Raw genomic sequence first — 24,060 nt, 5'->3', positions numbered from 1 at the left:
GTCACCCGTCGGACAGCCGGAGGTCGCCCGCCCAACTCCGACACCGGACGCGGCCCGAGGGGAACACGAGGTCGAGCACCGTCCCCCTGGTTTACAGCTCGTACCGGCGCAGGATCTCCGGGTCGAGCACGCGTGCCGCGAGGCCGATCCGCCGTGCCGTCTCCGTCAGCTCGGCCGCCGCGGCGGGGTTGCCGCGCGGTGGCAGGGCCGGGTCGTCCAGCTGGGTCACCATGTCGTCGTGGTGGCTCGGGATCAGCAGCTTGGGGCGGGTCGCCCGCAACGCCCGCGCCGTGTAGTCGTGGACGTTCGCGTGGCCGCTCATGCCCAGCACGAGCACGTCCGGTCGCAGGCCCGCGATCTCGCGCTCGACGTAGTTCGCCGTGCCGGACAGGAACAGCACCGAGAAGCCGCGCACGGTGATCATGTACGCCAGCGAGCCGCCTTCCACGAGGTCGCTGATGGTGGTCGGGGGCGCCGGCGGCGCGGTCAGGCTGCCCGGCGCGAAGTACCCGTACGAGCCGAACTGGCTGTGCAGGCTGCGGAACACCTGGACGGTGAAGCCGTGGAAGTCCAGGTGTTCCCCGCCGGACGCCACGACCACGCCATCCCCGGGCACCCCCTGCGCGGTCAGCAGGTGCCGGTGGGTCTCGGTGCCGATCACCCGCGAACCGTGCTTCGCCACCACGGTCGGGATCTCCAGCAGGTGGTCGTAGTGCCCGTGCGTGGCCAGCACCAGCTCGGGCCGCTCGCCGAGGTGCCGGTCCACGAGGTCCTGGCGCACCTCCAACGGGTGGTCGGCGATGAACTTGCCGTCCTCGTCGAACACCGGCAGCCGGCTCAGGTACGGGTCGATCAGCACCCGCCTGCCGTCGAACAGCAGCTCCCACCCCGCGACGCCCAACCAGCGCAGGCCCACCCCGCTGCGACCCGACGCGAACGCCACCCCCGGCAGCCCCGCGCCCGCCACCGCGACGGCCGCCGAACCGATCAACACCTGTCGTCTGCTCACGCACATGGCACCCACAAGACCAGTGCCTGGCCGCACGTGTCCAAGTCCGATATCACCACGCCTGCGATATCAGAACGGCTATCATCGCAGCTCGTGGACCTCCTGCGGCACCTGCGGTACTTCCTGGCCGTGGCCGAGGAGCTGCACTTCGGCCGTGCCGCGGCCCGGCTCCACATGTCCCAGCCGCCGCTGTCGCAGAGCATCCAACGCCTGGAGCGCGAGCTGGGCGTCCGCCTCTTCGACCGCGACGCCCGGCACGTCGCCCTCACCGACGCGGGCCGCCAGATCCTCACCGAGGCCCGCGGCCTGCTGGCCGGCGAGGACCGGCTGCGCGCCCTGGCCGGCCGGTTCCGCCACGGCGAGGCCGGCTCGCTGCGTGCGGGCGTGCCACCGGACCTCGGCGGACGGGCGGTGGCCGCGTTGCTGCCCGCGTTCCGCCGCCGCAGCCCCGTCGAGCTGAAGCTCCGGGAGATCGGCACGGCCGAGCAGTTGCGCGCGCTGGCCGACCGGAGCCTGGACGTTGGCGTGCTGCGCTTCCCGTTCGACGTCTCGTGGTTGAGCCTGGGCCCGGTCCTGACCAGCCCGCTCGGCGTGCTGCTGCCCCGCGACCACCCCCTCGCCGCCGCCCCGGACGTCCGGCTGGCCGACCTGAACGGCCTGGCGCTCGTGCTGTTCCCCCGCGCCACCGCGCCCGCTTTGCACGACGAAGTGCTGACCACGTGCGCCCGGCACGGCTACACGCCCGCCGACGTGCACCAGGCGGGCAACCCGGAGTTCGCGCTCGGACTCGTCCTGGCCGGCGGCGCGGTCGCGCTGCACGATGGCGTCGCACCGCCGCCGGACGTGGTCTGGCGGCCGTTGCGTGGCACCCCGCTCCTGTGGCGGACCTCGGCTGCCTGGCCGCGCGGCAGGCAGACCCCGGCCGTCACCGCGTTCGCCGACGCCGTCACCGAAGTCCTTGCCGCACAAGGGATGCGGCACGCCGAGGGCACGCTCCCGCGCTACCCCCGCCCGGCCGCGGAGTACCTGTCGTGACCGCCGCACGGGTGCGTGCCGCGTTCGCCGACGCCGGCGTCACCGGCGCCCTGCACGCCGTCGACCTCGACCACCCCGACCGCGAGCTGTCCGTCGGCGCGGACGAGCCCGTGGTCCTGGCCAGCGTCTTCAAGGTCCCGCTGCTCGTCGCGCTGCACCACAGCGCCCACGACCTGACCCGCCGGATCACCCTCGACGCCGACCGCAGCACCGGCCCGACCGGCGTCGGCGGCATGCTCGACCCGGTCACGATGTCGTTGCGCGACCTGGCCTACCTGGCCGTCACCGTCTCCGACAACGCCGCCGCGGACGCGCTGGCCGACCTGATCGGCCTGGACGCCGTCAACGACACCCTCCGCGAACTGGGCCTGACGCGGACCCTCGTCGTGCACCGGGCACGGGACTTCATGCGCACCATGGCCGAGGACGCCGCCCCCGACGAACTACCGGCCGCCCTCGCGGACCCCGTCGTCCTGTCCCGACTGCGCGCCCTCGACCCGGACCACACCAACCGGGGCACCGCGCGCGACCTGACCACCTTGCTGCGGCACGTGTGGCGGCACGACGACTGCGCGCCGATCCGCCGCGCCATGGCCCTGCAGGTGTGGCCGCACCGCCTCGCGTCCGGCTTCCCGTTCGACGACGTCCGGGTGGCGGGCAAGACCGGCACCCTCCCGACCGTCCGCAACGAGGTCGGCGTGGTCGAGTACCCGGACGGCGGCCGTTACGCGGTCGCGGTCTTCACCCGCAGCGCGAGCACCGCCTTCACCCTGCCGGCGGCGGACGCGGTCATCGGCACGGCCGCCCGGCTGGCCCTCGAACACCTCCGCTGAGCCGTCCTCAGATCCCGTCCAGGAACTCGTCCACCTCGGCCAACGCCCTCCGCCGCACCGGTTCGGCGGACAGGAACAGGTCGTGCATGCCGCCCTCCACCTGCACCACCTGGACCTGCCGGCCGATCTTCGGCCCCCACGTCCGCATGTGCTCCACGTCCAGCACGGTGTCCGCGGTCATCGCCTCGGCCGTCCACCGCTTCGCGTGGAGGTGGCTGCGCCCGGACCGCAGCACCAGCACCGGCGCCTGCACCTCCAACCCCCGGTGCAGCCGGGCGTGACCACGGCGGATCGCGCGCAACCAGCCCGCGTGCACCGGGAACGCCTCGATCGGCTTCCACGTCGTGTCGAAGTCCCACTCGCCGTGGTGGTCCCGGTGGATGCTCTCGCCGTACACCGGCCCCAGGCCGGGCTTGAGCACCAGCTTCGGCGCCACCCGCCCGACACCCCGGATCAACGCCGTCCCGACCGTCCGCACCAGCCACGGCTCGGCCAGGTCCAGCCAGGGGCTGTTGAGCACCAACGCGTCCAGCACGTCGTCCGAACGCCGCTCGTGCGCCCACAGGCTGGTGATGAGACCACCGGTCGAGTGACCCATCACGACCAGGTGCCGGTGGCCGTCCTCCTCGCGGATCACCCGCGCCGCCGCGTCGATCTCCTCGAAGTGCTCGGCCAGGTCGGTCACGTAGTTCGCCACCTGGCCCGGCCGCAGCGACCGCCCGTACGCGCGCAGGTCGATGGCGTAGAAGTCGAAGCCGCGCGCGGTGAAGTGCTCGGCGACGTGCCGCTGGAAGAAGTAGTCCGCGAAACCGTGCACGTACAGCACCGCGCCGCGCAGGGCCGGCTGCGCGCGGCGGCGCACCAGGGTCGCGGTCGTGTCGCCGCCGCCGAGGGGCAGCGCGCGGGTTTCGTAGTCGGCGCCGAGCACGTCTGCGTTCACCGCGTCAGTGTGCACGCCGATTCGTCCGATCGGGGAGAGGTGGGGCCTGGGTCGTGGCACTGTGGGAACCATGAGCAGCGAGGAGATCGAACGGTCGAGCGCGCGTGTCCGGTTCCCCGGCATCAGTCCGCGGGCGTACGAGCACCCGGTCGACCGGGGGGCGTTGGCGGTCTTGCGCGCGGTGCCGGGCATCGGCCCGGTGTTGCAGGCGGTGGCGGGCGCGTTCACGGAACGCGGTGAGAGGTTGGGTTACCTGGCGTCGAGCATCCGGGTCGGCCCCAAGCAGTACCCGGAGCTGGACCGGCTCCGGCTCGAGGTGGCGGCGACGCTGGACGTCGACCCGGTGCCGGAGCTGTTCGTCAAGCGCGACCCGGTGCCCAACGCGATGACGCTGGGCATCGACAAGCCGTTCATCGTGCTGACCACGGGCCTGATCGAGCTGCTGGACGCCGAGGGCCTGCGGTTCGCCATCGGGCACGAGATGGGGCACGTGCTGTCCGGGCACGCGCTGTACCAGACGATCCTGCAGCGGTTGATGCAGCTGCAGCACGGCCTGGGCTGGATGCCGGGCGGCTACTGGGCGATCACCGCGATCATCGCCGCGCTGCGCGAGTGGTACCGCAAGACCGAGCTGTCCTGCGACCGCGCCGGCCTGCTGTGCGGGCAGGACCCGGCCGCCGCGCTGCGCGTGCACGTGGCCATGGCGGGCGGCATGGACCTCACCCAGGTCGACACGGCCGAGTTCCTCAAGCAGGCCAAGGAGTACGAGCAGGTCGAGGACGTGCGCGACAGCGTCCTCAAGCTGATCCGCACGTGGCCGCTGACCCACCCGATGGCCGTGGTCCGCGCCGCGGAGCTGCAGAAGTGGGCGGCGGGCGAGGAGTACCGCGCCATCCTGACCGGCACGTACCAGCGCCGCGAGGACGACCGGCCGACGAGCTCGTTCACCGAGGACATCAAGTCGGCGGCCCGGTCGTACAAGGAGTCGGCGGCCGAGTCGGAGGACCCGCTGATGAAGGTGTTCAACGAGGTCGGCGACGTGCTCGTGGGCGCGGCGGGCAAGGTGCGCAGCAAGTTCACCGGGGCGGACTAGTCCACTTGGCCCAGCGGAACCGGCCGTTCTGGCTAACCTCCTCCTGACGCCTTTGATCAGGAGGAGGGGCCGATGCGGCTTGCCGCGTTGTTGATGACGTTGTTGATGGCTCTCGCGGGCACTGCCACGGCGGACGTGGACGAGCGCGTGGTGGGCGGTGAACGGGTGTCGATCGCGGACCACCCGTGGATGGTGTACGTGGCCGACGCGGCAGGCAACCAGTTCTGCGGCGGCACGCTGGTCGCGCCGACGAAGGTCGTCACCGCCGCCCACTGCGCGACGGCCCGGACGCCCCGCAACACGCGGGTCGTGCTGGGCCGGGAGGACCGCAAGAGCACCGAGGGCGTGGTCGCCCGGCTCACCGACATCTGGATCCACCCGGACTACGTGACCGCGGACCAGGGTTCGGACGTCGCCGTGCTGACGTTGCGCACGCCGGTGGACTACGCGCCCCTGCCGCTGGCGCAGCCGTCCGACGGCGCGCTGTACGAGCCGGGCACGAGCGGACTGGTGCTGGGCTGGGGTCGGACCAGCGAGCAGGGCTCGGCCTCGCGGTACCTGCTCGGCGCGACCGTGCCGGTGACCGACCACGAGTACTGCCGCACCGCGTACCCCCAGTACGACCAGGCCGAGATGACGTGCGCCGGCTACCCGGAGGGCGGCGTCGACACCTGCCAGGGCGACTCGGGCGGCCCGCTCGTGGCCGGCGGGAAGCTGATCGGCGTCACCTCTTGGGGTGAAGGTTGCGCCCGGGAGGACAAGCCGGGCGTCTACAGCAAGGTCGCCGCCTACGCTCCCGCGATCGAAGAGCAACTGGCGGCTTGACCGGGCGGACGTGACGGGGCGGCGTGCGGACCCCCGGGCCTCGGGGGTCCGCAAGCCGGGCTCGGGACGTCGATCTAGAGCACGAGCCCGATCGACATGGTGAGGAACACCGCCGCGCACACCGCGTCCAGCGCCGTGGTCACGCCGGGACGTCGCAGCGAGCCGGCCACGCGCGCCGCCGCCACCACGATGGTCAGCTCCCACAGCGCGGCCAGCCCGAGGAACACGGCGGCGAGCATCCCGAGCTGCCACGCCGGGTCGCCCGTGCCGATGAACTGCGGCAGGAACGCCAGCGAGAACAGCAGCATCTTCGGGTTGGTGATGTTGGTCAGGAACCCCTGCCGGAACGGTCGGGGCGGCGCGACCGCCACCACCTCGCCGCCCGAACGCCGCAGCAGCCCGCGGGTGATCGTCACGGCCAGGTAGAGCAGGTACGCCGCGCCGATCCAGCGCAGCCCGGTCAGCACGGCGGGGTAGCGGGCGATCACCACGCCGAGGCCGGAGATCACCAACGCGACCTGCGCGAACGCCGCGGTGTGGATGCCCGCCAGCGCCAGCAGCCCGGCCCGGGTGCCGGACCTCATCGAGGTGCGCAGCAGGAGGAAGGCGTCCACGCCGGGCGTCAGCACGACCACCGCGCAGGCGATCAGGAACGCCGGCAGCTGGGCGAAGTCCAGGTGCATGGAAACCTCCCTCACATTCCGGACAGACCGCCGTGATCTGTCTCACTGGCCGTCGAATCTTCGGCGCTACAGCACTCTAACAACAGATTTTCCGGATCTCATACCCCGGTCACGCCCGTCGCGCCGTTCCGCTACCGTCGGTGCCCGTTCGGCCACATGACGTAGAGAGGTGCTCCATGCGCATCAGCGCGCCGGTCTTCGCCGTTCTCGTGCTGGTCCTGTCCGCGCTGCCCGCGGACGCGATCGTCGGCGGGCGGGAGGCGCCCGTGACGCCGTGGGCCGTGGCGCTGTTCGACGGCGGGCAGTTCTTCTGCGGCGGCGCGCTGGTCGCACCGGACAAGGTGGTCACCGCCGCGCACTGCACGCGTGCGCGCACCGCGCTCGGCGTCCGCGACCGGCTGCCCGCCGACCTGACCGTCGTCGCCGGCCGAGCCGACCTCGACACCGCGGAGGGCCGGGCGGTGGGGGTCGCCGCGCTCTGGCGGCACCCCGCGTTCACCGAGGTGTCCGCGGGCGACGACGTGGCCACCCTCACCCTCGCCGCCCCGCTGCCGTACCGGCCGATCCGGATCGGGGCCGCCACGTCGGGGCTGGCCACGGTCTCCGGCTGGGGCCGGACCGGCGAGCTGAGCGCGCCGAGCCGACGGCTGCGCGAGGTCGACGTGCCGATCCGCGGTGACGCCGAGTGCGCCGCCGAGGTGCCCGACTACCGGCCGGGCGCGATGCTGTGCGCGGGCTACCCGGAGGGCGGCAAGGACGCCTGCGAGGGCGATTCCGGCGGACCGCTCACCGTGGCGGGCGAGCTGGTCGGCGTCGTGTCCTACGGCCGCGGCTGCGCCCGGCCCGGCCAACCGGGCGTCTACACGCGACTGAGCCGCTACCAAAACCAGCTCTGAGCCGGGCGCCGGATTCGAGCCTCGCCGCCCGGACCGGATCGGTGGCTGTGGTACCACGGTGGGGTGCGTTCACACCCGTACCCGGCGACGCTGCGCCGGCAGTGGTCGGCCGACCTGACCCCCGACCAGCTCTACGCCGTGCTCAAGCTGCGCTCCGACGTGTTCGTGGTGGAGCAGAACTGCGCCTACCCGGACCTGGACGGGCGTGACCTGGAACCGGGCACCCGGCACTTCTGGCTGGAGGCCGACAGTCTCTCCGGGCCGCAGGCCTACCTGCGGTTGCTGGAGGAGCCCGACGGCACGTTCCGCGTCGGCCGGGTCTGCACGGCCCGTCCCGCCCGCGGTCGCGGCTACAGCCGTCGGCTGATGGAGGCGGTGCTGGCCGAGATCGGCCAGGTGGCCTGCGTGCTGGACGCGCAGACCTACGTGGCCGACTTCTACGCGTCGTTCGGCTTCGAGCCGCAGGGCGCGGAGTTCATCGAGGACGGGATACCGCACCTGCGGATGCGCCGGTCTCCGTGATCACCCGCACGGCCCGCTCGATCTCGCCCTCGGACAGGTCGGCCCGTGCGGTCAGGCGGAGCCGGGAGATCCGGTCGGGCACCGACGGCGGCCGGAAGCAGCCGACGACCACGCCCTGCGCGCGGCACGCCTCGGCCCAGTCGAACGCCGCCTCCGGCGACGGCGCCTGCACGGACACCACGGCCGCGGTCGGCGTGCTGACCCGCAGGCCCGCCTCCTTCAGCCGGAACGCCAGGTCCTGAGCCACTTCCAGTGCCCGCGCGGGCCGTTCCGGCTCTTCCCGCAGCACCTTCAACGCGGCCAGCGACGCCGCCGCGCTGGCCGGCGCGAGCCCGGTGTCGAAGATGAACGTGCGCGCGGTGTCGATCAGGTGCTTGATCACCCGGCTCGGCCCGAGCACCGCGCCGCCCTGCGCGCCGAGCGACTTGGACAGCGTCACCGTGGTCACCACGTCGGGCGCCTTGGCCAGGCCCGCCGCGTGCACCGCGCCACGTCCGCCGTCGCCGACGACGCCGAGGCCGTGCGCGTCGTCCACGACCAGCGCCGCGTCGTGCTCGCGGCAGGCGGCGGCCAGCGCGGCCAGCGGCGCGAGGTCGCCGTCGACGGAGAACACCGAGTCGGTCACCACCAGCGCCCGCCGCTTGCCGCGCGTGGCCAGGGCGTGCGTGACCTGCTCGACGTCGCAGTGCCCGGCGACCACGACGTCCGCTTTGGACAGCCGGGTGCCGTCGATCAGGGAGGCGTGGATGTGCTGGTCGGCGACGATCGCGGTGCCGGGACCGGACAGCGCGGTCAGCGCCCCCAGGTTCGCCGCGTAGCCCGAGGAGAACACCAGCGCGGACTGCGCGCCGCAGAAGTTCGCCAGCTCGTACTCCAGCTCGGTGTGCAGCTCGGTGGAGCCGGTGACCAGCCGCGACCCGGTCGAGCCCGCGCCCCAGCGGAGCGTGGCCGCCGCGGCGGCGCCCGTCACCCGCTTGTCCCGGGCCAGGCCGAGGTAGTCGTTCGACGCCAGGTCGAGGTTCGTCGAGTCCGCCGGCCGTGGTCGGATCCGGCGGGCCAGACCGGCTTTCGCGCGAGCCTCGGCACGCGTGTCGATCCAGTCGAACACCGAGTCACCTGTGCGCACACTCACGCCGGCAGTGTCGCATCCGACGGCTACGGTGCCGGCGTGGACCTCTTCCAGCCGGAGCCTGCCGATCTGCGCTCGTTGCGGGAGAACGCGCCGGTCCACCGCGACGAGCGCACCGGCATGTGGCTGGTCAGCCGCTACGACGACGTGCGCGCGGTGCTGGCCGACCCGCGCCGCTTCCACCCCGACAACGCGTTGACCGCGGTGACCGGGATACCGCGCCCGGTGCTGCGGGTGCTGGCGCGGGCCGGGTTCTCGCTGCCGCCGACGTTGGCCAACAACGGCACCGACACGCACGCCGCGCTGCGCCGGCTGGTGGCCCGGTTCCTCACGCCGGCCAGGGTGGCGGCGATGGGGCCGCGGATCGCGGAGCTGGCGGCGGAGCGGCTGGACCGGCTCGACGGGCGCGCCGACCTGCACCCGGCGCTGGCCCGCGACCTGCCCGCGATCGTGCTGCTGGAGGTCATGGGCATCCGCGACGTGGACGTCGAGGCGCTCAAGGTGTGGAGCACGGCGTCGTTGGAGCTGTTCTGGGGTGACGTCACGGTGGCGCGGCAGCACGAGCTGGCCCGGCCCGCCGCCGCGTTCCACCAGTGGCTGACCTCCCGGATCAAGGCCGCCGACCCGGCGGGCGACGACCTGTTCGGCGCGTTGCGCGCGCAGGGCGTGCCGATCCGGGACGCGGCCGGGCTGTGCTACTTCCTGCTGATCGCGGGCCAGGAGACGACCACCCAGCTGCTGTCCGCGGCGTTCTACGCGGTCCTGCGGCAGGACGGCCTGTGGTCGCGCCTGACCGAGCCGGGTGTGGCCGCCGCGTGCGTGGAAGAGGTGCTGCGGCGTGATCCGCCGGTGAGCACGTGGCGGCGGATCACGGCCGAGCCGGTCACCCTCTCCGGAGTGGACGTGCCGGCGGGCGAGCCGCTGCTGCTCATGCTCGCGGGCAGCGGCTCGGACCCGGACGTCTTCGCCGAGCCCGAGCGCTTCTGCCCGGCCCGGCCCAACGCCCGCAAGCACCTCGCGTTCGGCTTCGGCAGGCACTTCTGCCTCGGCGCCGGGCTGGCCCGGCTGGAGGCGGAGGTGGTGCTGCGGGAGACCGCGCGGCGGTTCCCGGAACTGCGCCTGGCCTCGACCGAGCCGCCGCCGATGCTGGGCCTGCTGTCGTTCCGCGCGCCGTTGAGCGTGGAGGTCGAGCTGGTGCCGTGACTGCCGGTTGCTAGGGGACCAGCACGACCTTGCCGGTGGTGGCCCGGCTCTCCAGCAGTTCGTGGGCGCGGGCGGCCTCGGCCAGCGGCAGCGCCTCGCCCAGCACCGGGCGCAGCCCGAGGGTGAACGCCCGCCGCACGGTGTCCGGGGTCATGGGGTTGCCGAACCCGAGCACCGCGACGCCCTTGCGGAACACGTCGGACGCGGTCACGTCCAGCGGCTCGCCGCTCGCGAAGCCGAACACGGCCAGCCTGCCGCCCCCGTCGCGCAACAGCTCGAACGACTGCCGCGCCACCGCGCCGCCGACCGAGGAGAACACCACGTCGACCGGCTCGACCCCGGTCGGCCAGTCCGGCTCGCCGTAGTCCACGACCTCGTGCGCGCCCAGCTCACGGGCCAGCGCCAGCTTCCGCGCGCCCCGTGCGGCGGCCACGACCGTCGCGCCCGCCCGTGCCGCCACCTGCACGAGCAGGCTGCCGACACCGCCGGCCGCCGCCTCGACCAGCACCCGTTCGCCGGCGGCGAGCCGGACCGCGTCCGCCGCGGCGACCGCCGTCGTGCCCTGGAGGAACAGCGCCAGCGCCTCGTGGTCGGACAGACCGTCGGGCACCTCGGCCGCGTCCTCGGGCAGCAGGGCCAGCTCGGCGTAGCCCTCGCCGAGCGCGAAGCCGATCAGCCGCCTGCCGTCCGGGCCGATCCCGACCACCTCGCCGCCGAGCGCGCCGGGCGCGAGGTCGTACCAGGGCACCACCCGCGCGCCCGTGCCCGACCGGATGATCGTCTCGCCGTAGTTGACGCCGATCGCCGTGACGCGGACCAGGACCTGGCCCGCTCCCGCGACCGGATCGGGCACCTCCTCCACGCCGAGCACGTCCGCCGCACCGAACTCGTGGAACCGCACCGCTCGCACAACGCCTCCCGGAACTCAAACGGACCGACGGTCCGCTTCACCTCCGCTACCATACGGACTGACGGTCCGCTTTTGTCAAGCCGTAGGAGGTCCGCATGCGGAAGGACGCCGAGCGCAACCGTGCCGCGATCCTGGCCACCGCGGCGCGCCTGATCGCCGAACGCGGGCCGGACGGGTTCTCGATGGACGACGTCGCGGCCGCCGCGGGTGTCGGCAAGGGCACCGTGTTCCGCCGCTTCGGCGACCGTGACGGCCTCGTGCAGGCCGTGGTGGACGAGACCTCCGAGTCGTGGCGGGCCGAGGCCGAGGCGTTGCTGGCGGCCGGCGACGTCCCGCCGGACGAGAGGGTGATCACGTTCGTGGCGACCCTGTTCGACCACGTGATCGCCGCCCTGCCGCTGGTGATCGCCTTCGAGCGGGTGTCGTCGCGCAGCATCGCGTGCGACGCGGACGCCACGCTCACGCACCAGCGCCTGGTCGCGTTGATCGCCCAGGTCAACCCCGGTGCGGATGCCGAGTACCTGGCACACGCCCTGCTCGCCCAGGTGCGCGCGGACACGCTGCAGCACATGGTCGACCGGTGCGATCTGGACGTGGCGCGGGTGCGGGCCGGCGTGATCTCGGTCGCGCGCGGCGTGCTGGCCGGAGGCGCGGAGTCTGCCGGACCGTCAGTCGAATGAAACCCAGGTCACGACGAGCACGTCGACACGGTCCTGGCTGGTCAGCAGGAGGTAGGTGATCAAACCTCGGCTGCGGTAACGGCTTCCGGCGGAAGCGAGCGGATCTGGTCTTGTGCGTCGGGTCTTGCCGGGTGAGCAGGGCGACGCGCCGCCGTGCCTGGAGTGTGTCGCGCAACTGGTCGAGGTGCGGCGTCCGGCGTGCCGTGGTCAGTGCGGCGTCGAACTCGCCGGTCTGCTCGGGCCGCATCCGGGGTCCGGCCCTCGTCCAGAACCGCCCGGTGTGATCGTCCTCGCCCGCCCGGGACTTGGAGCGCGCCGGGGGAAGTGCGACGATGCCCAGGCTTGAGGGGGTGCGCGAGGAAGCCGGTGTGAATCCGGCACGGTCCCGCCACTGTGACCGGACCGAGGAGCCCGGGAGTCAGGAACTCGACCCCCGACTCATCGACCGGACACGGGCGTGGACACCCGAGGAAGGACACCGCCGCATGGGCGCGCGTTTCCCCTTTTCCGCTGTCGTCGGCCACGACGACCTCCGCACTGCTCTGCTGCTCAACGCCGTGCACCCCAGTATCGGCGGGGTGCTCGTCCGAGGTGAGAAGGGCACCGCGAAGTCGACCGTGGTCCGCGCCCTCGCCGCACTGCTCCCCGAGTTGGACGTGGTGCCGGGCTGCCGGTTCGGCTGCGACCCGGCCACGCCGACCGACTGCCCCGACGGGCCCCACGGCCACGGCGCGGATCGGCGGCCGGCCCGGCTGGTCGAGCTGCCGGTCGGCGCGACCGAGGACCGGCTGATCGGCTCGCTCGACCTGGAGCGCGCGTTGACCGAGGGCGTCCGCGCCTACCAGCCCGGTCTGCTGGCCGCCGCGCACCGGGGCGTGCTGTACGTGGACGAGGTGAACCTCCTGCACGACCACCTCGTGGACCTGCTGCTCGACGCCGCCGCCATGGGCCGTGCGCACGTCGAGCGCGAAGGCGTGTCCGTGTCGCACGCCGCGTCGTTCCTGCTGGTGGGCACCATGAACCCGGAGGAGGGCGAGCTGCGCCCGCAGCTGCTGGACCGCTTCGGCCTCACGGTCGCGGTCCGCGCCTCGCGGGACGTGCCGACGCGCACCGAGGTCGTCCGCCGGCGGTTGGCCTACGAGGCCGACCCCGAGGGTTTCGCCGCCCGGTGGGCCGAGGCCGACCAGGACCTGGCCCGGCGGATCGTCGCCGCACGCGACCGGCTCGCGGACGTGGTGCTGCCGGACGCGGAACTGCGCCGCATCGCCGGGATCTGCGCCGCGTTCGAGGTGGACGGGATGCGCGCGGACCTCGTGGTGGCCCGCACGGCGACCGCGCACGCCGCCTGGCGCGGCGCCGCCGAGGTGGCCGAGGAGGACGTGGCGGCGGCCGTGCGGCTGGCGTTGCCGCACCGCAAGCGCCGCGACCCGTTCGACGAGCCGGGGCTGGAGGAGGAGCAGCTGAACGACGCCCTCCAGCAGGGCGCGGAAGCCGCCCAGGAGCCCGAGGACGGCCCTGAAGACGACCCCGAAGGCCCGGACGACGACGGCGGCTCGGAGCTGCCCGGCGAGCCGCCGGAGTCCACTCCGGACGGTCCGGGAGCCGGTTCGACCGAGCGGTCCCACGCGCCCGCACCCGCGTTCCGCGCCCGGCTGCTGGAGGTGCCGGGCGTCGGCGAGGGCGCGCCGGGCAAGCGGTCCCGTGCCCGCGCCCGCACCGGCCGGGTGGTCCGTTCGTCCACTGTGGACGGCACCGGCCTGCACCTAGTCGGCACGCTCGCCGCCGCCGCGCCCCACCAGGCCGCCCGGGGCCGCCGCGGTCCCGGCCTGGAGCTGCGCGGCGCGGACCTGCGGCTCTCCGTGCGGGAGGGCAAGGAGGGCAACCTCGTGCTGTTCGTGGTCGACGCGTCCGGCTCGATGGCGGCCCGGCAGCGGATGTCGGCGGTCAGCGGCGCGGTGATCTCCCTGCTCCGCGACGCCTACCAGCGGCGGGACAAGGTCGGCGTGGTGACGTTCCGCGGCCGTGAGGCGCACACCGCCCTGCCGCCGACGAACTCGGTGGACGCCGCGGCGGCCCGGCTGCGCGCCCTGCGCACCGGCGGCCGGACCCCGCTGGCCGACGGCCTGCTGCGCGCCCGCCGCGTGCTGGAGACCGAACGCGTCCGCGACCCCCGCCGCCGACCGCTGCTGGTGCTGCTCACCGACGGCCGCGCGACGGCCACCGGCACCGGCGGGGACCCGATGCGCGACGCCCTGCGCGCGGCCGGCCTGCTGGCGGCCGACCGGGTGGCGTCGGTCGTCGTCGACTGCGAGCACGGCCCGGTCAGGCTCGGCCTGGCGGCACGGGTGGCGGGCGCGCTGGAAGCGGCGTGCGTGCGCTTGGAGGAACTGTCCGCAGACCAGGTGGCGGGCGTCGTGCGCGCCGCCCGAGCCGCTTAGGAGCGTCGAAGTGCCCCAAGGACAACCCACCACCGTTCCGGACGACGGCCTCAGCACGCGGCAGCGCCGCAACCGGCCCCTGGTCGTGCTGCACACCGGCGAGATGAAGGGCAAGTCGACCGCCGCCTTCGGTCTCGCGCTGCGCGGGTGGAACCAGGGCTGGTCCATCGGCGTCTTCCAGTTCGTGAAGTCAGCGAAGTGGAAGGTCGGCGAGGAGTCGGCGTTCCGCGCGCTCGGCCGGCTGCACGAGCAGACCGGCGAAGGCGGCCCCGTCGAGTGGCACAAGATGGGCGAGGGCTGGTCCTGGACCCGCAAGCAGGGCACCGAGGACGACCACGCCGCCGCCGCGCGCGAGGGCTGGCAGGAGATCTCCCGCAGGCTGGCCACCGGGCAGCACGGCCTCTACGTGCTGGACGAGTTCACCTACCCGCTGCACTGGGGCTGGATCGACGTGGACGAGGTGGTCGACACCCTGGCCAACCGGCCCGGCCACCAGCACGTCGTCATCACCGGTCGGTACGCGCCCGACAAGCTCGTCGAAGCCGCCGACCTGGTGGTGGAGATGACCAAGGTCAAGCACCCGATGGACGCGGGCCAGAAGGGGCAGAAGGGGATCGAGTGGTGAACCGGCTGGTGGTCGCCGCGCCCGCGTCGGGCAGCGGCAAGACCACCGTGGCCACCGGCCTGATGGCGGCGCTGCGCCGCGCGGGCGACAAGGTCGCGCCGTTCAAGGTCGGCCCGGACTACATCGACCCCGGCTACCACTCGGTGGCCACCGGCAGGCCGGGCCGCAACCTCGACCCCGTCATGGTCGGCGAGCACCGGGTGGCGTCGCTGTTCGCGCACGGCGCCCGCGGCTGCGACCTGGCCGTGGTGGAAGGCGTGATGGGGCTGTTCGACGGGCGGGTGGACACCGAGGGCATCGGGTCCACCGCGCACGTCGCCAAGCTGCTGTCCGCGCCGGTGCTGTTCGTGGTCGACGCACGGGGCCAGAGCCGCAGCCTCGCCGCCCTGCTGCACGGGTTCCGCGGCTACGACCCGACCGTGCGGCTCGGCGGCGTGGTGCTCAACCAGGTCGGCTCCGCCCGGCACGAGCAGGTGCTGCGCGGCGCGTGCGCCGAGGTCGGCCTGGAAGTGCTCGGCGTGCTGCCGCGCGACGACAAGTTCGCGCTCCCGTCCCGCCACCTCGGCCTGGTCACCGCCGCCGAGCACGGACCGGCCGCCACCGCCGCCGTGGACGCCATCGCCGACGCCGTCGCACGGCACGTCGACCTGGACGCGGTGCGCCGGCTCGCCGCCGAGGTGCCCGCGCTGGCCGTGCCGACGTGGGACGCGCACACCGAGGTCGAGCCGGTCGCCGGCACGCCCACGATCGCGGTCGCGGGCGGCGCGGCGTTCACGTTCGGCTACGCCGAGCAGGTCGAGCTGCTCGCCGCGGCCGGCGCGGACGTCGTCGTGGTCGACCCGCTGCGCGACGAGGCGCTGCCCGACGGCACGGCCGGCCTGGTGCTGCCCGGCGGGTTCCCCGAGCAGCACGCCGCCGAGCTGTCGGGCAACGACAAGCTGCGCGCCGCCGTCGCCGCCCTGGTCCGCCGCGGCGCGCCCGTGCACGCCGAGTGCGGCGGCCTGCTGTACCTGGCGAACTCGCTGGACGGCGCGCCGATGTGCGGCGTGATCGACGCGGACGGCTCGATGACGCCCCGGCTCACGCTCGGCTACCGGGACGCCGTCGCGCCGCAGGACTCCGTGCTGGCCCGCGCCGGTTCCCGGATCACCGGGCACGAGTTCCACCGCACCGCGCTGAGCGTCCCGCACGGCGCGAAACCGGCCTGGCGGTGGCGCGGCCACGACTTGCGCCCGGTGGCCGAGGGCTTCGTGCTCGGCCGGGTGCACGCGTCGTACCTGCACACCCACCCGGCGTCCGCGCCGGAGGCCGTGACCCGCTTCGTCCGGGCCTGCGCGAACGAGTCCGCGTGCTCCGAGGCCACTCGTTAGTGGATCGCGCTCGCGCGGTACGGTCCTTGCCCACCAAGCCGAACACGTCGTGGGGAGCAGTTGTGATGACTGGTCGGGTCTCCTTCGTGGGCGCCGGTCCCGGCGCCGCCGATCTCATCACCGTGCGCGGCGCGAAGCGGATAGCCGAGGCCGACGTCGTGCTGTGGGCCCCCAGCGTGATCGAGGCGGAGTGCGTGCGCGAGCACGCCCGCGCCGACGCCGAACTGGTCGACTTCTCCCGGGTGTCCGACGCCGAGGTGGTCGAGGTGTACCGGCGCGCGTCGGCGGGCAAGCTCAAGGTGGTGCGGCTGCACGCGGGCGACCCGTCGCTGTGGGGTGGCCTGCGCGACCAGCGGGACGCGTGCGGCCGGCTCGGCTTGGAGACCGACGTCGTGCCGGGCGTCTCGCAGGTGTCCGCCGCGGCGGCGGTCGTCGGCCGCGAGCTGACCACTTCGGACGTCGCGCAGTCGTTGCTGCTGGTCGGGCCGGACACCGCCGAGCACGTCGCGGAGTTCGCCGCGCACGGCACCACGATGGCGATCTCCGCGTCCGGGGCGCGGGTCGGCCTGCTGGTCGAACGGTTGCGTGCCGGCGGGTACGCCGACGACACGCCCGTCGTCGTGGCGTACAAGGTTTCCCTGCCCGACGAGACGGTCGCGCAGACGACGGTGGGCGAGCTGGAGGCGTGCGTCAAGGAGCACAAGCTCTACCGCACCACGCTGTTCCTGGTCGGCAAGGTGCTCGCGCAGCCCGCGTCACGCCGCCGTGCGCCGGTGGTCGAGGGCGACGAGCCGGTGCGCAGGCCGCGGCCGTCGAAGTGGGCCGCGCGCGCGAGCCGCCCGGTGGTGAAGTCCGGTGACTCGCCGTCGGCGGCGGCGTGGTCGGCGGTGCACGACTGGCAGGAAACCGCGCGCACCAAGCGTTCGGCGCCCGCGAAGCCGAAGGCCGAGCCGCTGCTGGAGCTGGTCGTCGACGTGCCGGAGCAGACGCCGGTGGAGGCGTCGGTGGAGCAGGACGCCAAGCCGAAGCCCAAGCCCGTGGTGGCCGCCGCCGCGAAGCGCAAGCCCGCCACCGTGCAGGCGAGCACGACGCCCCGCAAGCCGTCCGGCTCGCGGGCCAAGAAGAAGCGCGTGAACTGACATGGACGTCGTCGCGCTGCACCGCTTCGTCACGCAGGCCGGTCGTTCCTGGGACGACGTGACCGTCGTGGACGCCGGGGCGGTGGGCCTGCGGCACGCGGTGAACGTGTGCCGGGCGCGGCCCGCCGTCGTCGTCTCCGGCGCCGACCCGGCGGAACTGGCCCGCGGGCTGGCCGGGTGGCGTCGCGCGCTGGTGGTCGAGTCGGCCGCCGGCGTGTCCACTGTGGACCCGGCGGACGCGGTGGCGCGGCCGTGGTCCGAGCCCGGCGCGATCCTGTGCCTCGCCGAGCAGGGCTTCGCGCCCACCGGCGAGGGCTGGGCGCTGCCGGACGACGATTTCGCGCACCGCGAGGGCATGATCGCCGTCGCCGAGGTGCGGGCGCTGGTGCTGGCCCGGCTCGCGCCGCGCCCCGGCGTGCTGGTGTGGGACGTCGGCGCGGGTCCCGGCGCGATCGGCGTCGAGTGCGCCCGGCTCGGCGCGGCCGTCGTCGCGGTGGAACGCGACCCGGTGCAGTGCGTGCGGATCATCGCCAACGCCTCCGCGCACGGCGTGGACGTGCGCGTGGTCGAGGCCGAGCTGGGCGAGGCGGGGGAGCTGCCCCGGCCGGACGCGGTCTTCGTCGGCGGCGGTGGCGCGGACGTGGTGCGGCGGTGCGTGCGGTCGGGCGCCCGGCGGGTCGTGGTGGCGACCCCGGATCTGGACCGCGTGCTGCCCGCGCGTGACGCGTTGCTGGAGGCCGGGTACGAGGTCGAGGGCAGCCAGGTGGCCGCCGCACGCCTCACCGGCGGGACGTTGCTGGCCACCAACCCGGTGACCGTGCTGTGGGGAGTGAAGAAGGCGTGATCGGGGTGTTCGCCGCCGGCGAGCGCGGGCGGCGGGCCGCGGTCGAGCTGGCCGGGTTCCTCGGGCCCGACGCGGTGGTGCCGGACGGCCCGATCGGGCCCGCGTTGCGCGCGTTGTGGCCGCGGCTGGGTTCGGCGGTGTTCTTCCTCGGCACGGAGGCGACCGTGCGGCTGGTCGCGCCGTTGCTGCGGGACGAGCGGGCCGACCCGGGCGTGGTGTGCGTGGACGGCGGGTTCGCCGTGGCGCTGCTCGGGGGCGCGGACGCCGTGGCCGAACGGGTCGCCGACGTCCTCGGCGCGCAGGCCGTGACCACGTCGGCGTCGGCGGTGTCGCCGCTGGACGAGCTGGTCGAGCTGCTGGACGCCACCGTCGAGGGTGACCTGGCCGCGTGCGGCGAGGCGGTCCGGCTCGGCGAGCCCGTGCTGCTGGCCAACCCGCTCGGCTTCCCGCTGCCCGCGCTGCCGGACAACGTCGTCGCCCACGGCCACGAGACCGCGTGGAGCGTCCTGGTGGACGACCGCGTGCCCAAGGGCCCCGCCGACGACCGCGTGGTGCGGGTGGTGCCGCGCACGCTCGTCGTGGGCGTCGGGTCGGGCACGGGCGTGTCGGCGTCGGCGGTGTCGGCGGCGTTGGCGCAACTGGAGGAGAAGCGCGGGCTGGACCTGCGCGCCATCAGGGCGTTCGCCACGCTGGACCGCAAGGTCGCCGAGCAGGGCATCGCGGACGCGTTGGAGGACTGGGGATTCTGGCACGACTCGACCACCGCGCCGCTGCTGTCCTACCCGGGCGAGGAGCTGGCGGTGATCCCGGTGCCCAACCCGGCGGAGCTGGCCATCGGCATCCCGAGCGTGGCCGAGGCGGCGGCGTTGCGCGGCGCGATGGAGCTGTCCGGCGGCGGCCGGGTGGAGATCGCGGCCGAGAAGGTCAAGGGCGCCGGGGTGACCGTCGCCGCCGCACGGGTGCTGCCGCGCGGCCGGTTGGCGCTGGTCGGCCTGGGCCCGGGTGACGCGGACGAGCGCACGCCGCGCGCCGAGGCCGAGCTGCGGCGGGCGTCGGTCGTGGTGGGCAGCGCCGAGTGCGTGGCGCAGGTGCGGCACCTGCTGCGGCCGGGGACCAGGGTGGCCGCCGACGGCGCGGTGCGGCTGGCCGAGGCGGGCGCGGCGGTGGCGTTCGTCGAGGCGGGCGCCGGGCCGGATGTTGCCGGGCCGATTCGCGCGGATGTCATCCGCGTGACCGGCGTCACTCGTCAACTGTGAAGTCCCGACGAGCCGTCTAAAGGCGGTTGTCGCTGCCGCCGTCTTGGTCCTAGCTGGAGGTGCGCCCACACCGGGGCGTCCCTGCACCGGAAGGATCGACATGGCGAAAACCCTGCGTCGCCTGTTCACCGTCCTGGCCACGACGGTGGCCGCGATCGGTTTGATGACCGTCGCGCCCGCCTCGGCCGAGACGACCTCCGACACCGGCGTGTCGCCGTTCATCGTCGGCGGCTCCCGCGTGTCCACCAGCACCTACCCGTGGGTCGTGTACCTGGCCACCAGCACCGGCGGTCAGTTCTGCGGCGGCACGCTGGTCAAGGCCAACAAGGTCGTCACGGCCGCGCACTGCGTCAGCGGCCGGAGCGCGTCGAGCACCCGCGTGGTGCACGGGCGGGACGACAAGCAGAGCACGGCGGGCACCGTCGCCACGGTGAGCCGGATCTGGGTGCACCCCAGCTACCGGACCGCCAGCTCCGGCTACGACGTCGCGGTGCTGACCCTGGGCACCAACATCAGCTCCACCTACCTGCCGCTGGCCACCCCGTCCGACACCGCGCTGTACGCGGCGGGCACGAGCGCCCGGATCTACGGCTGGGGCACCACGTCCTCCGGCGGCTCGGCCTCGCGCTACCTGCTCGGCGCGACCGTGCCGGTGACGTCCGACGCGACCTGCCGCACGGCCTACTCCAACTACAGCCCCACCTCGATGGTGTGCGCCGGCTACCCGAACGGCGGCACCGACACCTGCCAGGGTGACTCGGGCGGCCCGCTGGTCGCCGGCGGCAAGCTCATCGGCGCCACCTCGTTCGGCCGCGGCTGCGCCCTCGCCGGCTACCCCGGCGTGTACGCGCGGATCGCCTCGTACTACTCCACGATCACCGCTCAGCTGTAACCGAACCCCGCGACGGGCCCACGACCGGGTGCTTTGCCGGTCGTGGGCCCGTTCGGCGTGTTCGATCCCGTGTCATGCGCCGACTACTCGTGATGCTGGTCGTGTTGTCCGCCGCCGCGCCAGGTGTGGCGTCCGCGGCGGAAGGTCTCCACTCGTGCGCCGCGGCCGTCGACGGCAAGGCCGCCTCGGGGAGGTGCGAGGGCCGCGGGTCGTTCCGCCTGGTCGCCTCCTGCGCGGACGGCACGACCGTCGACAGCTCGTGGCTCAGCATCTCCAACGGTGTCGCCACCACCAAGGTCCGCTGCCGGTCGAACGCCGCGCACGCCTGGATCGAGCAGCGCCAGTGATGTGAAGCACCCGGGTTGGACAGGACATGTCTGGTGTGGATGCTTCTACCCATGCACGGTGAACAGCACTACCTCGTGGGCCTGGACCTGACCGGTCGGCGGGTCGTCGTCGTGGGCGGCGGCACGGTCGCGCAGCGCAGGCTGCCCAGGCTGGTCGCGGCGGGCGCCAGGGTGGAGGTGATCTCACCCGAGGTGACCCCGGCGGTCCAGGGCCTCGTCGACGGCGGCGAGGCGGTCTGGACCGCCCGCGAGTACGCCGACGGCGACCTCGACGGCGCCTGGTACGTGCTGGCCTGCACGTCGTCACCCGAGGTGAACGCGCGGGTCACGGCGGACGCCGAGGAGCGCCGCGTGTTCTGCGTGCGCGCCGACGTGGCCGTGAAGGGCACCGCCGTGACACCCGCGGTCGGCACCCACGACGGCCTGCTCGTGGGCGTCCTCGCCGGTGGGCAGCACCGCCGTTCCGCCGCGGTGCGCGACGGCCTGCTGTCGGCGTTGCGCGACGGTTCCCTCGCCGACCACCACGACCAGCCGGCGGGCGTGGCGCTCGTCGGCGGCGGCCCCGGCGACCCCGACCTGATCACCGTGCGCGGGCGCAGGCTGCTGGCCAGGGCGGACGTCGTGGTGGCCGACCGGCTCGCGCCGCGCGAGCTGCTGGACGAGCTGCCACCGCACGTCGAGGTGGTGGACGCGGCGAAGATCCCGTACGGCCGCGCGGCGACGCAGGACTTCATCAACACCACGCTCGTCGACCACGCCAAGGCCGGCCGGTTCGTGGTCCGCCTCAAGGGCGGTGACCCGTACGTGTTCGGCCGGGGCTTCGAGGAGCTGATCGCGTGCGCCGAGGCGGGCGTGCCGGTCACCGTCGTGCCCGGCGTGACCAGCGCGTTCGGCGTGCCGGCGCTGGCGGACGTGCCGGTGACGCACCGGGGCGTCGCGCACGAGGTGGTGGTCGTCTCCGGGCACGTCGCGCCCGACGACGAGCGGTCCCTGGTCGACTGGTCGGCGTTGGCGAGGCTGAGCGGCACCGTCGTGATCCTCATGGGGGTGGAGCGGGCGGCGGCGTTCGCGGACGCCCTGATGACCGGCCGTCCGGGCGACACCCCGGTCTCGGTGATCCAGGAGGGCAGCACCCGCACGCAGAAGGTCGTGCGGTCGACCCTGGCGTCCCTGGCCGCCGACATCGCCGAGCACGGCATCCGCCCACCCGCGATCATCGTTGCGGGACCGGTTGCCGCACTGGCGGACGGACTGCCGTTCCACTCCTGAGCGCCAAACCCGCCCCGGCGGCCACGACCAGCGCCAGCCCACCCAGGGCCGCCCACGTCGTGCCGCCGGGGTGGACCAGCGGCTCACCCCGCAACGCCTGCCAGACCAGCAGCGCGAACAACCCGCCGTACCCCAGCGCGCCCACCACGACCAGCCGCGTGCGAACCCGTTCGGCCACTCCCAGCGCGGCCAGGCCGAGCGCCAGCAGGATCATCACCTGCAGCCCGTGCATCCCGACGAAGTGCGGCACGCGCAGGTCGCCGCCTGTCGTGCTCCAGCCCGTGATCGGCATGCCGGGACCGCCGTCGGGCACGCCGACGCTGTGCCCGGCCACCAGTTCGACCTCCCGGCCCTCCGCGTCGACCGCCGTGACAGGCTTGCGCGGGCCCACCATCAGGTAGCCCGACGCCATGCCGAGGATCGCCAGGTAGAGCCCGCCGCGCACGGCCCACCGCACGTCCGGCCGCGCGAAGCGCTGGAACGACAGCACCAGCGCCAGCGCCACGTTGGCCAGGAACATCGCCGGGATCGCCGTGCCGAAGGTGATCTGGACGAACTGGTTCAGCGGGTCGTCCGAGCTGTTGTAGTGGGTGAACATCCCCCGGCCCGCCTGCACGGCGATCAGCCCCACCTCCACGAACATGATCCCGGCGATCACCGTCACCACCCCGGACGTCCACCGCCGTCCCCGGTGCGGCAGCGACACCAGCCACGACAGCGTCGCCGAGTAGACCGCCAACGACACCGCGAACTTGAACGGCTTCGCCCACACCGAGGCGCCCTGCAGAATTCGCCCGTCGAGCACCATCGCCACCGCGCACCCCACCGCGCCCACCGCCATCACCACGGCCAACCACAGGGTGGGCCGGTGCCAGGTCTTCGTCATGGGACCAGCCTCGCCGGACGTCCCACCAAGATCACTGGTGCTGGCCAGGCAGTGCGAGGTAGGGCAGGCCATGCCCCCGGTGGACAATGGAGGCGAGCGGAACGGGGACGTCGTGGCGGTGTGGGTGCGGCTCGCCGGGGTGGGGCTGGCCAAGGTGCGGTTCGCCTACTCCCCGGTGTTCGAGACCGTGATGGCGGTCGACGGCCTCCGAACCCCCGGCGCGCACGCCGTCCACCTGCCGTGGGTGCGGTGGGCTCGCGACCGACTCGACGGAATCCCCGACCTGACCACCCTGCTGGCCCGCCTGGAGGGCCCGGCGAAACCGGCCGACCTGATGCCCGTTCCGGACGTGCGGATGCCCGACCTGGACGCCGAACTGCGCCAAGTGGCCCAACCCGAAGCCGACGTGATCCGCCACTGCCACGACCGCCTCATCGCCCCCCACTGGAACCGCATCACCGCCGTCCTCGAAGCGGACATCGCAACCCGCGCCGCCACCCTGGCCGACAAAGGCGTCGAAGCCGTCTTCCACGACCTCCACCCCGAGGTCACCTGGACCAACGGCGAACTGATCCTCCACCGAAAGCCAGAACACCGCGTCGACCTCACCGACCAAGGCCTCGTCCTCAGCCCCAGCGTCTTCTGCTGGCCAAAGGCCTGGATCGCAATCGACCCGATCGGCCAAGGCGTCCTGCGCTACCCAGCCCGGGGCATCGCCACCCTCTGGGCAGACCGCGAAACCCCACCGGACCTAGCGGCCCTGATCGGCCGAACCCGCGCCCACCTCCTCACCCTTCTCGAAGCCCCGAAGAGCACCACGGACCTGGCCTCCGCCCTCGGCGTCACAGCGGGCGCGGTCTCACAACACATCGGCATCCTCCGCGCCGCCCGCCTGGTCACCACCCGCCGCGAGGGCCGCCACGTCCTCCACATGCGCACCACCCGCGCCGACACCCTCATGACCTAACCCCCACAACGGACCCGCAACCGCCCCGCCAGCTCCCTCACCAAATGGCCGCACATCGGACCCGGCGCACCCCCACCTAGGCCCGATTTGACATGGGTTCGGGTGCGGCAGGCCTGGCGGGACGCTTTACCCCGCCGGGCCTGCCGGCTTTGGCCTGCCTGGAGTGCCCGTAAGGGCCCCATGTCAAATCGAGCCGGACCGGACTCACCGAATCCCGATCCCGACTTGACCCTCACGCAACGTGAGGCTCAAAGCTGGTGCCCATGAGC

Annotated in this window: 24 protein-coding genes and 1 riboswitch; of the genes, 18 read left to right on the top strand and 6 right to left on the bottom strand. The window is 73.8% G+C overall.

The features are described 5' to 3' along the window. Positions 1-91: 91 nt before the first annotated feature. Entirely contained in the window at positions 92-1,009 is a 918-nt protein-coding gene (locus tag ADK67_RS38300; protein ID WP_197289814.1) for an MBL fold metallo-hydrolase, read from the bottom strand. Between the two features lie 93 nt (positions 1,010-1,102). Between ADK67_RS38300 and ADK67_RS38295 the strand changes: the two genes are divergently transcribed. Together ADK67_RS38295 and ADK67_RS38290 are read left to right on the top strand one after the other, a co-directional pair. Further along, positions 1,103-2,044 carry a LysR family transcriptional regulator gene (locus tag ADK67_RS38295; protein ID WP_053721472.1) on the top strand — a complete coding sequence of 314 codons (942 nt, stop codon included), beginning with the start codon at positions 1,103-1,105 and terminating at the stop codon, positions 2,042-2,044. Continuing rightward, entirely contained in the window at positions 2,041-2,877 is an 837-nt protein-coding gene (locus ADK67_RS38290) for a serine hydrolase (RefSeq protein WP_053721471.1), read from the top strand. Before ADK67_RS38295 ends, ADK67_RS38290 begins: the two co-directional genes overlap by 4 nt. A 7-nt stretch (positions 2,878-2,884) precedes the next feature. Here ADK67_RS38290 and ADK67_RS38285 read toward each other — a convergent pair whose 3' ends face one another. Then, complete coding sequence (locus ADK67_RS38285; protein ID WP_197289813.1) at positions 2,885-3,817, bottom strand: alpha/beta hydrolase; 933 nt, start codon at positions 3,815-3,817, stop codon at positions 2,885-2,887. A gap of 70 nt (positions 3,818-3,887) precedes the next feature. Between ADK67_RS38285 and ADK67_RS38280 the strand changes: the two genes are divergently transcribed. Together ADK67_RS38280 and ADK67_RS38275 are read left to right on the top strand one after the other, a co-directional pair. After that, complete coding sequence (locus tag ADK67_RS38280; RefSeq protein ID WP_053721470.1) at positions 3,888-4,910, top strand: M48 family metallopeptidase; 1,023 nt, start codon at positions 3,888-3,890, stop codon at positions 4,908-4,910. Positions 4,911-4,982: 72 nt separating this feature from the next. Next, positions 4,983-5,735, top strand: coding sequence for a S1 family peptidase (locus tag ADK67_RS38275; RefSeq protein ID WP_053721469.1), 753 nt, complete (start codon positions 4,983-4,985; stop codon positions 5,733-5,735). 74 nt (positions 5,736-5,809) lie between these two features. Here ADK67_RS38275 and ADK67_RS38270 read toward each other — a convergent pair whose 3' ends face one another. Continuing rightward, on the bottom strand, positions 5,810-6,418 hold the full coding sequence (locus tag ADK67_RS38270; protein ID WP_053721468.1) for a LysE family translocator: 609 nt from the start codon (positions 6,416-6,418) through the stop codon (positions 5,810-5,812). A 176-nt stretch (positions 6,419-6,594) separates the two neighbouring features. On the opposite strand from ADK67_RS38270, the gene ADK67_RS38265 reads away from it, so the two are divergent. Then, entirely contained in the window at positions 6,595-7,314 is a 720-nt protein-coding gene (locus tag ADK67_RS38265) for a serine protease (protein ID WP_053721467.1), read from the top strand. A 63-nt stretch (positions 7,315-7,377) separates the two neighbouring features. After that, entirely contained in the window at positions 7,378-7,836 is a 459-nt protein-coding gene (locus tag ADK67_RS38260; RefSeq protein WP_053721466.1) for a GNAT family N-acetyltransferase, read from the top strand. On the opposite strand, the gene ADK67_RS38255 is transcribed toward ADK67_RS38260, so the two are convergent. Beyond that, the gene (locus ADK67_RS38255) at positions 7,790-8,968 is read right to left on the bottom strand and encodes an 8-amino-7-oxononanoate synthase (protein WP_053721465.1); all 1,179 of its coding nucleotides are present in this window, start codon (positions 8,966-8,968) and stop codon (positions 7,790-7,792) included. The genes ADK67_RS38260 and ADK67_RS38255 overlap by 47 nt on opposite strands. A gap of 36 nt (positions 8,969-9,004) precedes the next feature. Between ADK67_RS38255 and ADK67_RS38250 the strand changes: the two genes are divergently transcribed. Beyond that, complete coding sequence (locus ADK67_RS38250) at positions 9,005-10,168, top strand: cytochrome P450 (protein WP_197289812.1); 1,164 nt, start codon at positions 9,005-9,007, stop codon at positions 10,166-10,168. 10 nt (positions 10,169-10,178) lie between these two features. On the opposite strand, the gene ADK67_RS38245 is transcribed toward ADK67_RS38250, so the two are convergent. Continuing rightward, positions 10,179-11,078, bottom strand: a complete 900-nt coding sequence (locus tag ADK67_RS38245) for a quinone oxidoreductase family protein (RefSeq protein WP_063797871.1) — start codon at positions 11,076-11,078, stop codon at positions 10,179-10,181. 95 nt (positions 11,079-11,173) lie between these two features. Between ADK67_RS38245 and ADK67_RS38240 the strand changes: the two genes are divergently transcribed. From ADK67_RS38240 to cobA, 10 genes are all read left to right on the top strand, one after another. Next, entirely contained in the window at positions 11,174-11,758 is a 585-nt protein-coding gene (locus ADK67_RS38240) for a TetR/AcrR family transcriptional regulator (protein WP_053721463.1), read from the top strand. Between the two features lie 356 nt (positions 11,759-12,114). Continuing rightward, positions 12,115-12,186, top strand: a riboswitch (cobalamin riboswitch). A gap of 57 nt (positions 12,187-12,243) precedes the next feature. Continuing rightward, positions 12,244-14,196 carry a putative cobaltochelatase gene (locus ADK67_RS38235; protein ID WP_053721462.1) on the top strand — a complete coding sequence of 651 codons (1,953 nt, stop codon included), beginning with the start codon at positions 12,244-12,246 and terminating at the stop codon, positions 14,194-14,196. A 10-nt stretch (positions 14,197-14,206) separates the two neighbouring features. Further along, positions 14,207-14,821: a cob(I)yrinic acid a,c-diamide adenosyltransferase gene (gene cobO / locus ADK67_RS38230; RefSeq protein ID WP_053721461.1), complete on the top strand. Its 615-nt coding sequence runs from the start codon at positions 14,207-14,209 to the stop codon at positions 14,819-14,821. Continuing rightward, positions 14,818-16,191, top strand: coding sequence for a cobyrinate a,c-diamide synthase (locus ADK67_RS38225; RefSeq protein ID WP_082404445.1), 1,374 nt, complete (start codon positions 14,818-14,820; stop codon positions 16,189-16,191). The genes cobO and ADK67_RS38225 overlap by 4 nt, the downstream gene beginning before the upstream one ends. Before the next feature lie 65 nt (positions 16,192-16,256). After that, on the top strand, positions 16,257-17,330 hold the full coding sequence (locus ADK67_RS38220; RefSeq protein WP_053721459.1) for a cobalt-precorrin-4/precorrin-4 C(11)-methyltransferase: 1,074 nt from the start codon (positions 16,257-16,259) through the stop codon (positions 17,328-17,330). Between the two features lies 1 nt (position 17,331). Beyond that, the gene (locus tag ADK67_RS38215) at positions 17,332-18,174 is read left to right on the top strand and encodes a bifunctional cobalt-precorrin-7 (C(5))-methyltransferase/cobalt-precorrin-6B (C(15))-methyltransferase (protein ID WP_053721458.1); all 843 of its coding nucleotides are present in this window, start codon (positions 17,332-17,334) and stop codon (positions 18,172-18,174) included. Next, positions 18,171-19,430, top strand: coding sequence for a cobalamin biosynthesis protein (locus tag ADK67_RS38210; RefSeq protein WP_053721457.1), 1,260 nt, complete (start codon positions 18,171-18,173; stop codon positions 19,428-19,430). The genes ADK67_RS38215 and ADK67_RS38210 overlap by 4 nt, the downstream gene beginning before the upstream one ends. Positions 19,431-19,530: 100 nt before the next feature. Beyond that, on the top strand, positions 19,531-20,322 hold the full coding sequence (locus ADK67_RS38205) for a S1 family peptidase (RefSeq protein WP_053721456.1): 792 nt from the start codon (positions 19,531-19,533) through the stop codon (positions 20,320-20,322). Between the two features lie 74 nt (positions 20,323-20,396). Next, positions 20,397-20,669 (top strand): hypothetical protein, encoded by a 273-nt coding sequence (locus ADK67_RS38200; protein WP_157621334.1) that lies wholly within the window; start codon positions 20,397-20,399, stop codon positions 20,667-20,669. Between the two features lie 51 nt (positions 20,670-20,720). Beyond that, the gene (gene cobA, locus ADK67_RS38195; RefSeq protein ID WP_053721454.1) at positions 20,721-21,938 is read left to right on the top strand and encodes a uroporphyrinogen-III C-methyltransferase; all 1,218 of its coding nucleotides are present in this window, start codon (positions 20,721-20,723) and stop codon (positions 21,936-21,938) included. Here the strand turns inward: cobA and ADK67_RS38190 are convergent. Beyond that, the gene (locus tag ADK67_RS38190) at positions 21,883-22,824 is read right to left on the bottom strand and encodes a hypothetical protein (protein WP_063797870.1); all 942 of its coding nucleotides are present in this window, start codon (positions 22,822-22,824) and stop codon (positions 21,883-21,885) included. The two genes, cobA and ADK67_RS38190, sit on opposite strands and share 56 nt — an antisense overlap. Between ADK67_RS38190 and ADK67_RS38185 the strand changes: the two genes are divergently transcribed. Continuing rightward, positions 22,823-23,791, top strand: coding sequence for an ArsR/SmtB family transcription factor (locus ADK67_RS38185; protein ID WP_231648557.1), 969 nt, complete (start codon positions 22,823-22,825; stop codon positions 23,789-23,791). The two genes, ADK67_RS38190 and ADK67_RS38185, sit on opposite strands and share 2 nt — an antisense overlap. The last annotated feature ends 269 nt before the right edge of the window (positions 23,792-24,060 follow it).

Source organism: Saccharothrix sp. NRRL B-16348 (assembly GCF_001280085.1).
GTDB lineage: Bacteria > Actinomycetota > Actinomycetes > Mycobacteriales > Pseudonocardiaceae > Actinosynnema.
Note: the sequence above shows the minus strand (reverse complement) of the source record. Positions and strands in the feature narration are given on the sequence as shown.

Bases quoted from the DNA above. Each gene is read 5' to 3' on its own strand.
- ADK67_RS38220 (WP_053721459.1), top strand. From the start codon at position 16,257: ATGACTGGTCGGGTCTCCTTCGTGGGCGCCGGTCCCGGCGCCGCCGAT.
- ADK67_RS38205 (WP_053721456.1), top strand. From the start codon at position 19,531: ATGGCGAAAACCCTGCGTCGCCTGTTCACCGTCCTGGCCACGACGGTG.
- ADK67_RS38235 (WP_053721462.1), top strand. From the start codon at position 12,244: ATGGGCGCGCGTTTCCCCTTTTCCGCTGTCGTCGGCCACGACGACCTC.
- cobA (WP_053721454.1), top strand. From the start codon at position 20,721: ATGCACGGTGAACAGCACTACCTCGTGGGCCTGGACCTGACCGGTCGG.
- ADK67_RS38190 (WP_063797870.1), bottom strand. From the start codon at position 22,824: ATGACGAAGACCTGGCACCGGCCCACCCTGTGGTTGGCCGTGGTGATG.
- ADK67_RS38185 (WP_231648557.1), top strand. From the start codon at position 22,823: ATGGGACCAGCCTCGCCGGACGTCCCACCAAGATCACTGGTGCTGGCC.
- ADK67_RS38280 (WP_053721470.1), top strand. From the start codon at position 3,888: ATGAGCAGCGAGGAGATCGAACGGTCGAGCGCGCGTGTCCGGTTCCCC.
- ADK67_RS38200 (WP_157621334.1), top strand. From the start codon at position 20,397: ATGCGCCGACTACTCGTGATGCTGGTCGTGTTGTCCGCCGCCGCGCCA.
- ADK67_RS38265 (WP_053721467.1), top strand. From the start codon at position 6,595: ATGCGCATCAGCGCGCCGGTCTTCGCCGTTCTCGTGCTGGTCCTGTCC.
- ADK67_RS38215 (WP_053721458.1), top strand. From the start codon at position 17,332: ATGGACGTCGTCGCGCTGCACCGCTTCGTCACGCAGGCCGGTCGTTCC.
- ADK67_RS38270 (WP_053721468.1), bottom strand. From the start codon at position 6,418: ATGCACCTGGACTTCGCCCAGCTGCCGGCGTTCCTGATCGCCTGCGCG.
- ADK67_RS38275 (WP_053721469.1), top strand. From the start codon at position 4,983: ATGCGGCTTGCCGCGTTGTTGATGACGTTGTTGATGGCTCTCGCGGGC.
- ADK67_RS38240 (WP_053721463.1), top strand. From the start codon at position 11,174: ATGCGGAAGGACGCCGAGCGCAACCGTGCCGCGATCCTGGCCACCGCG.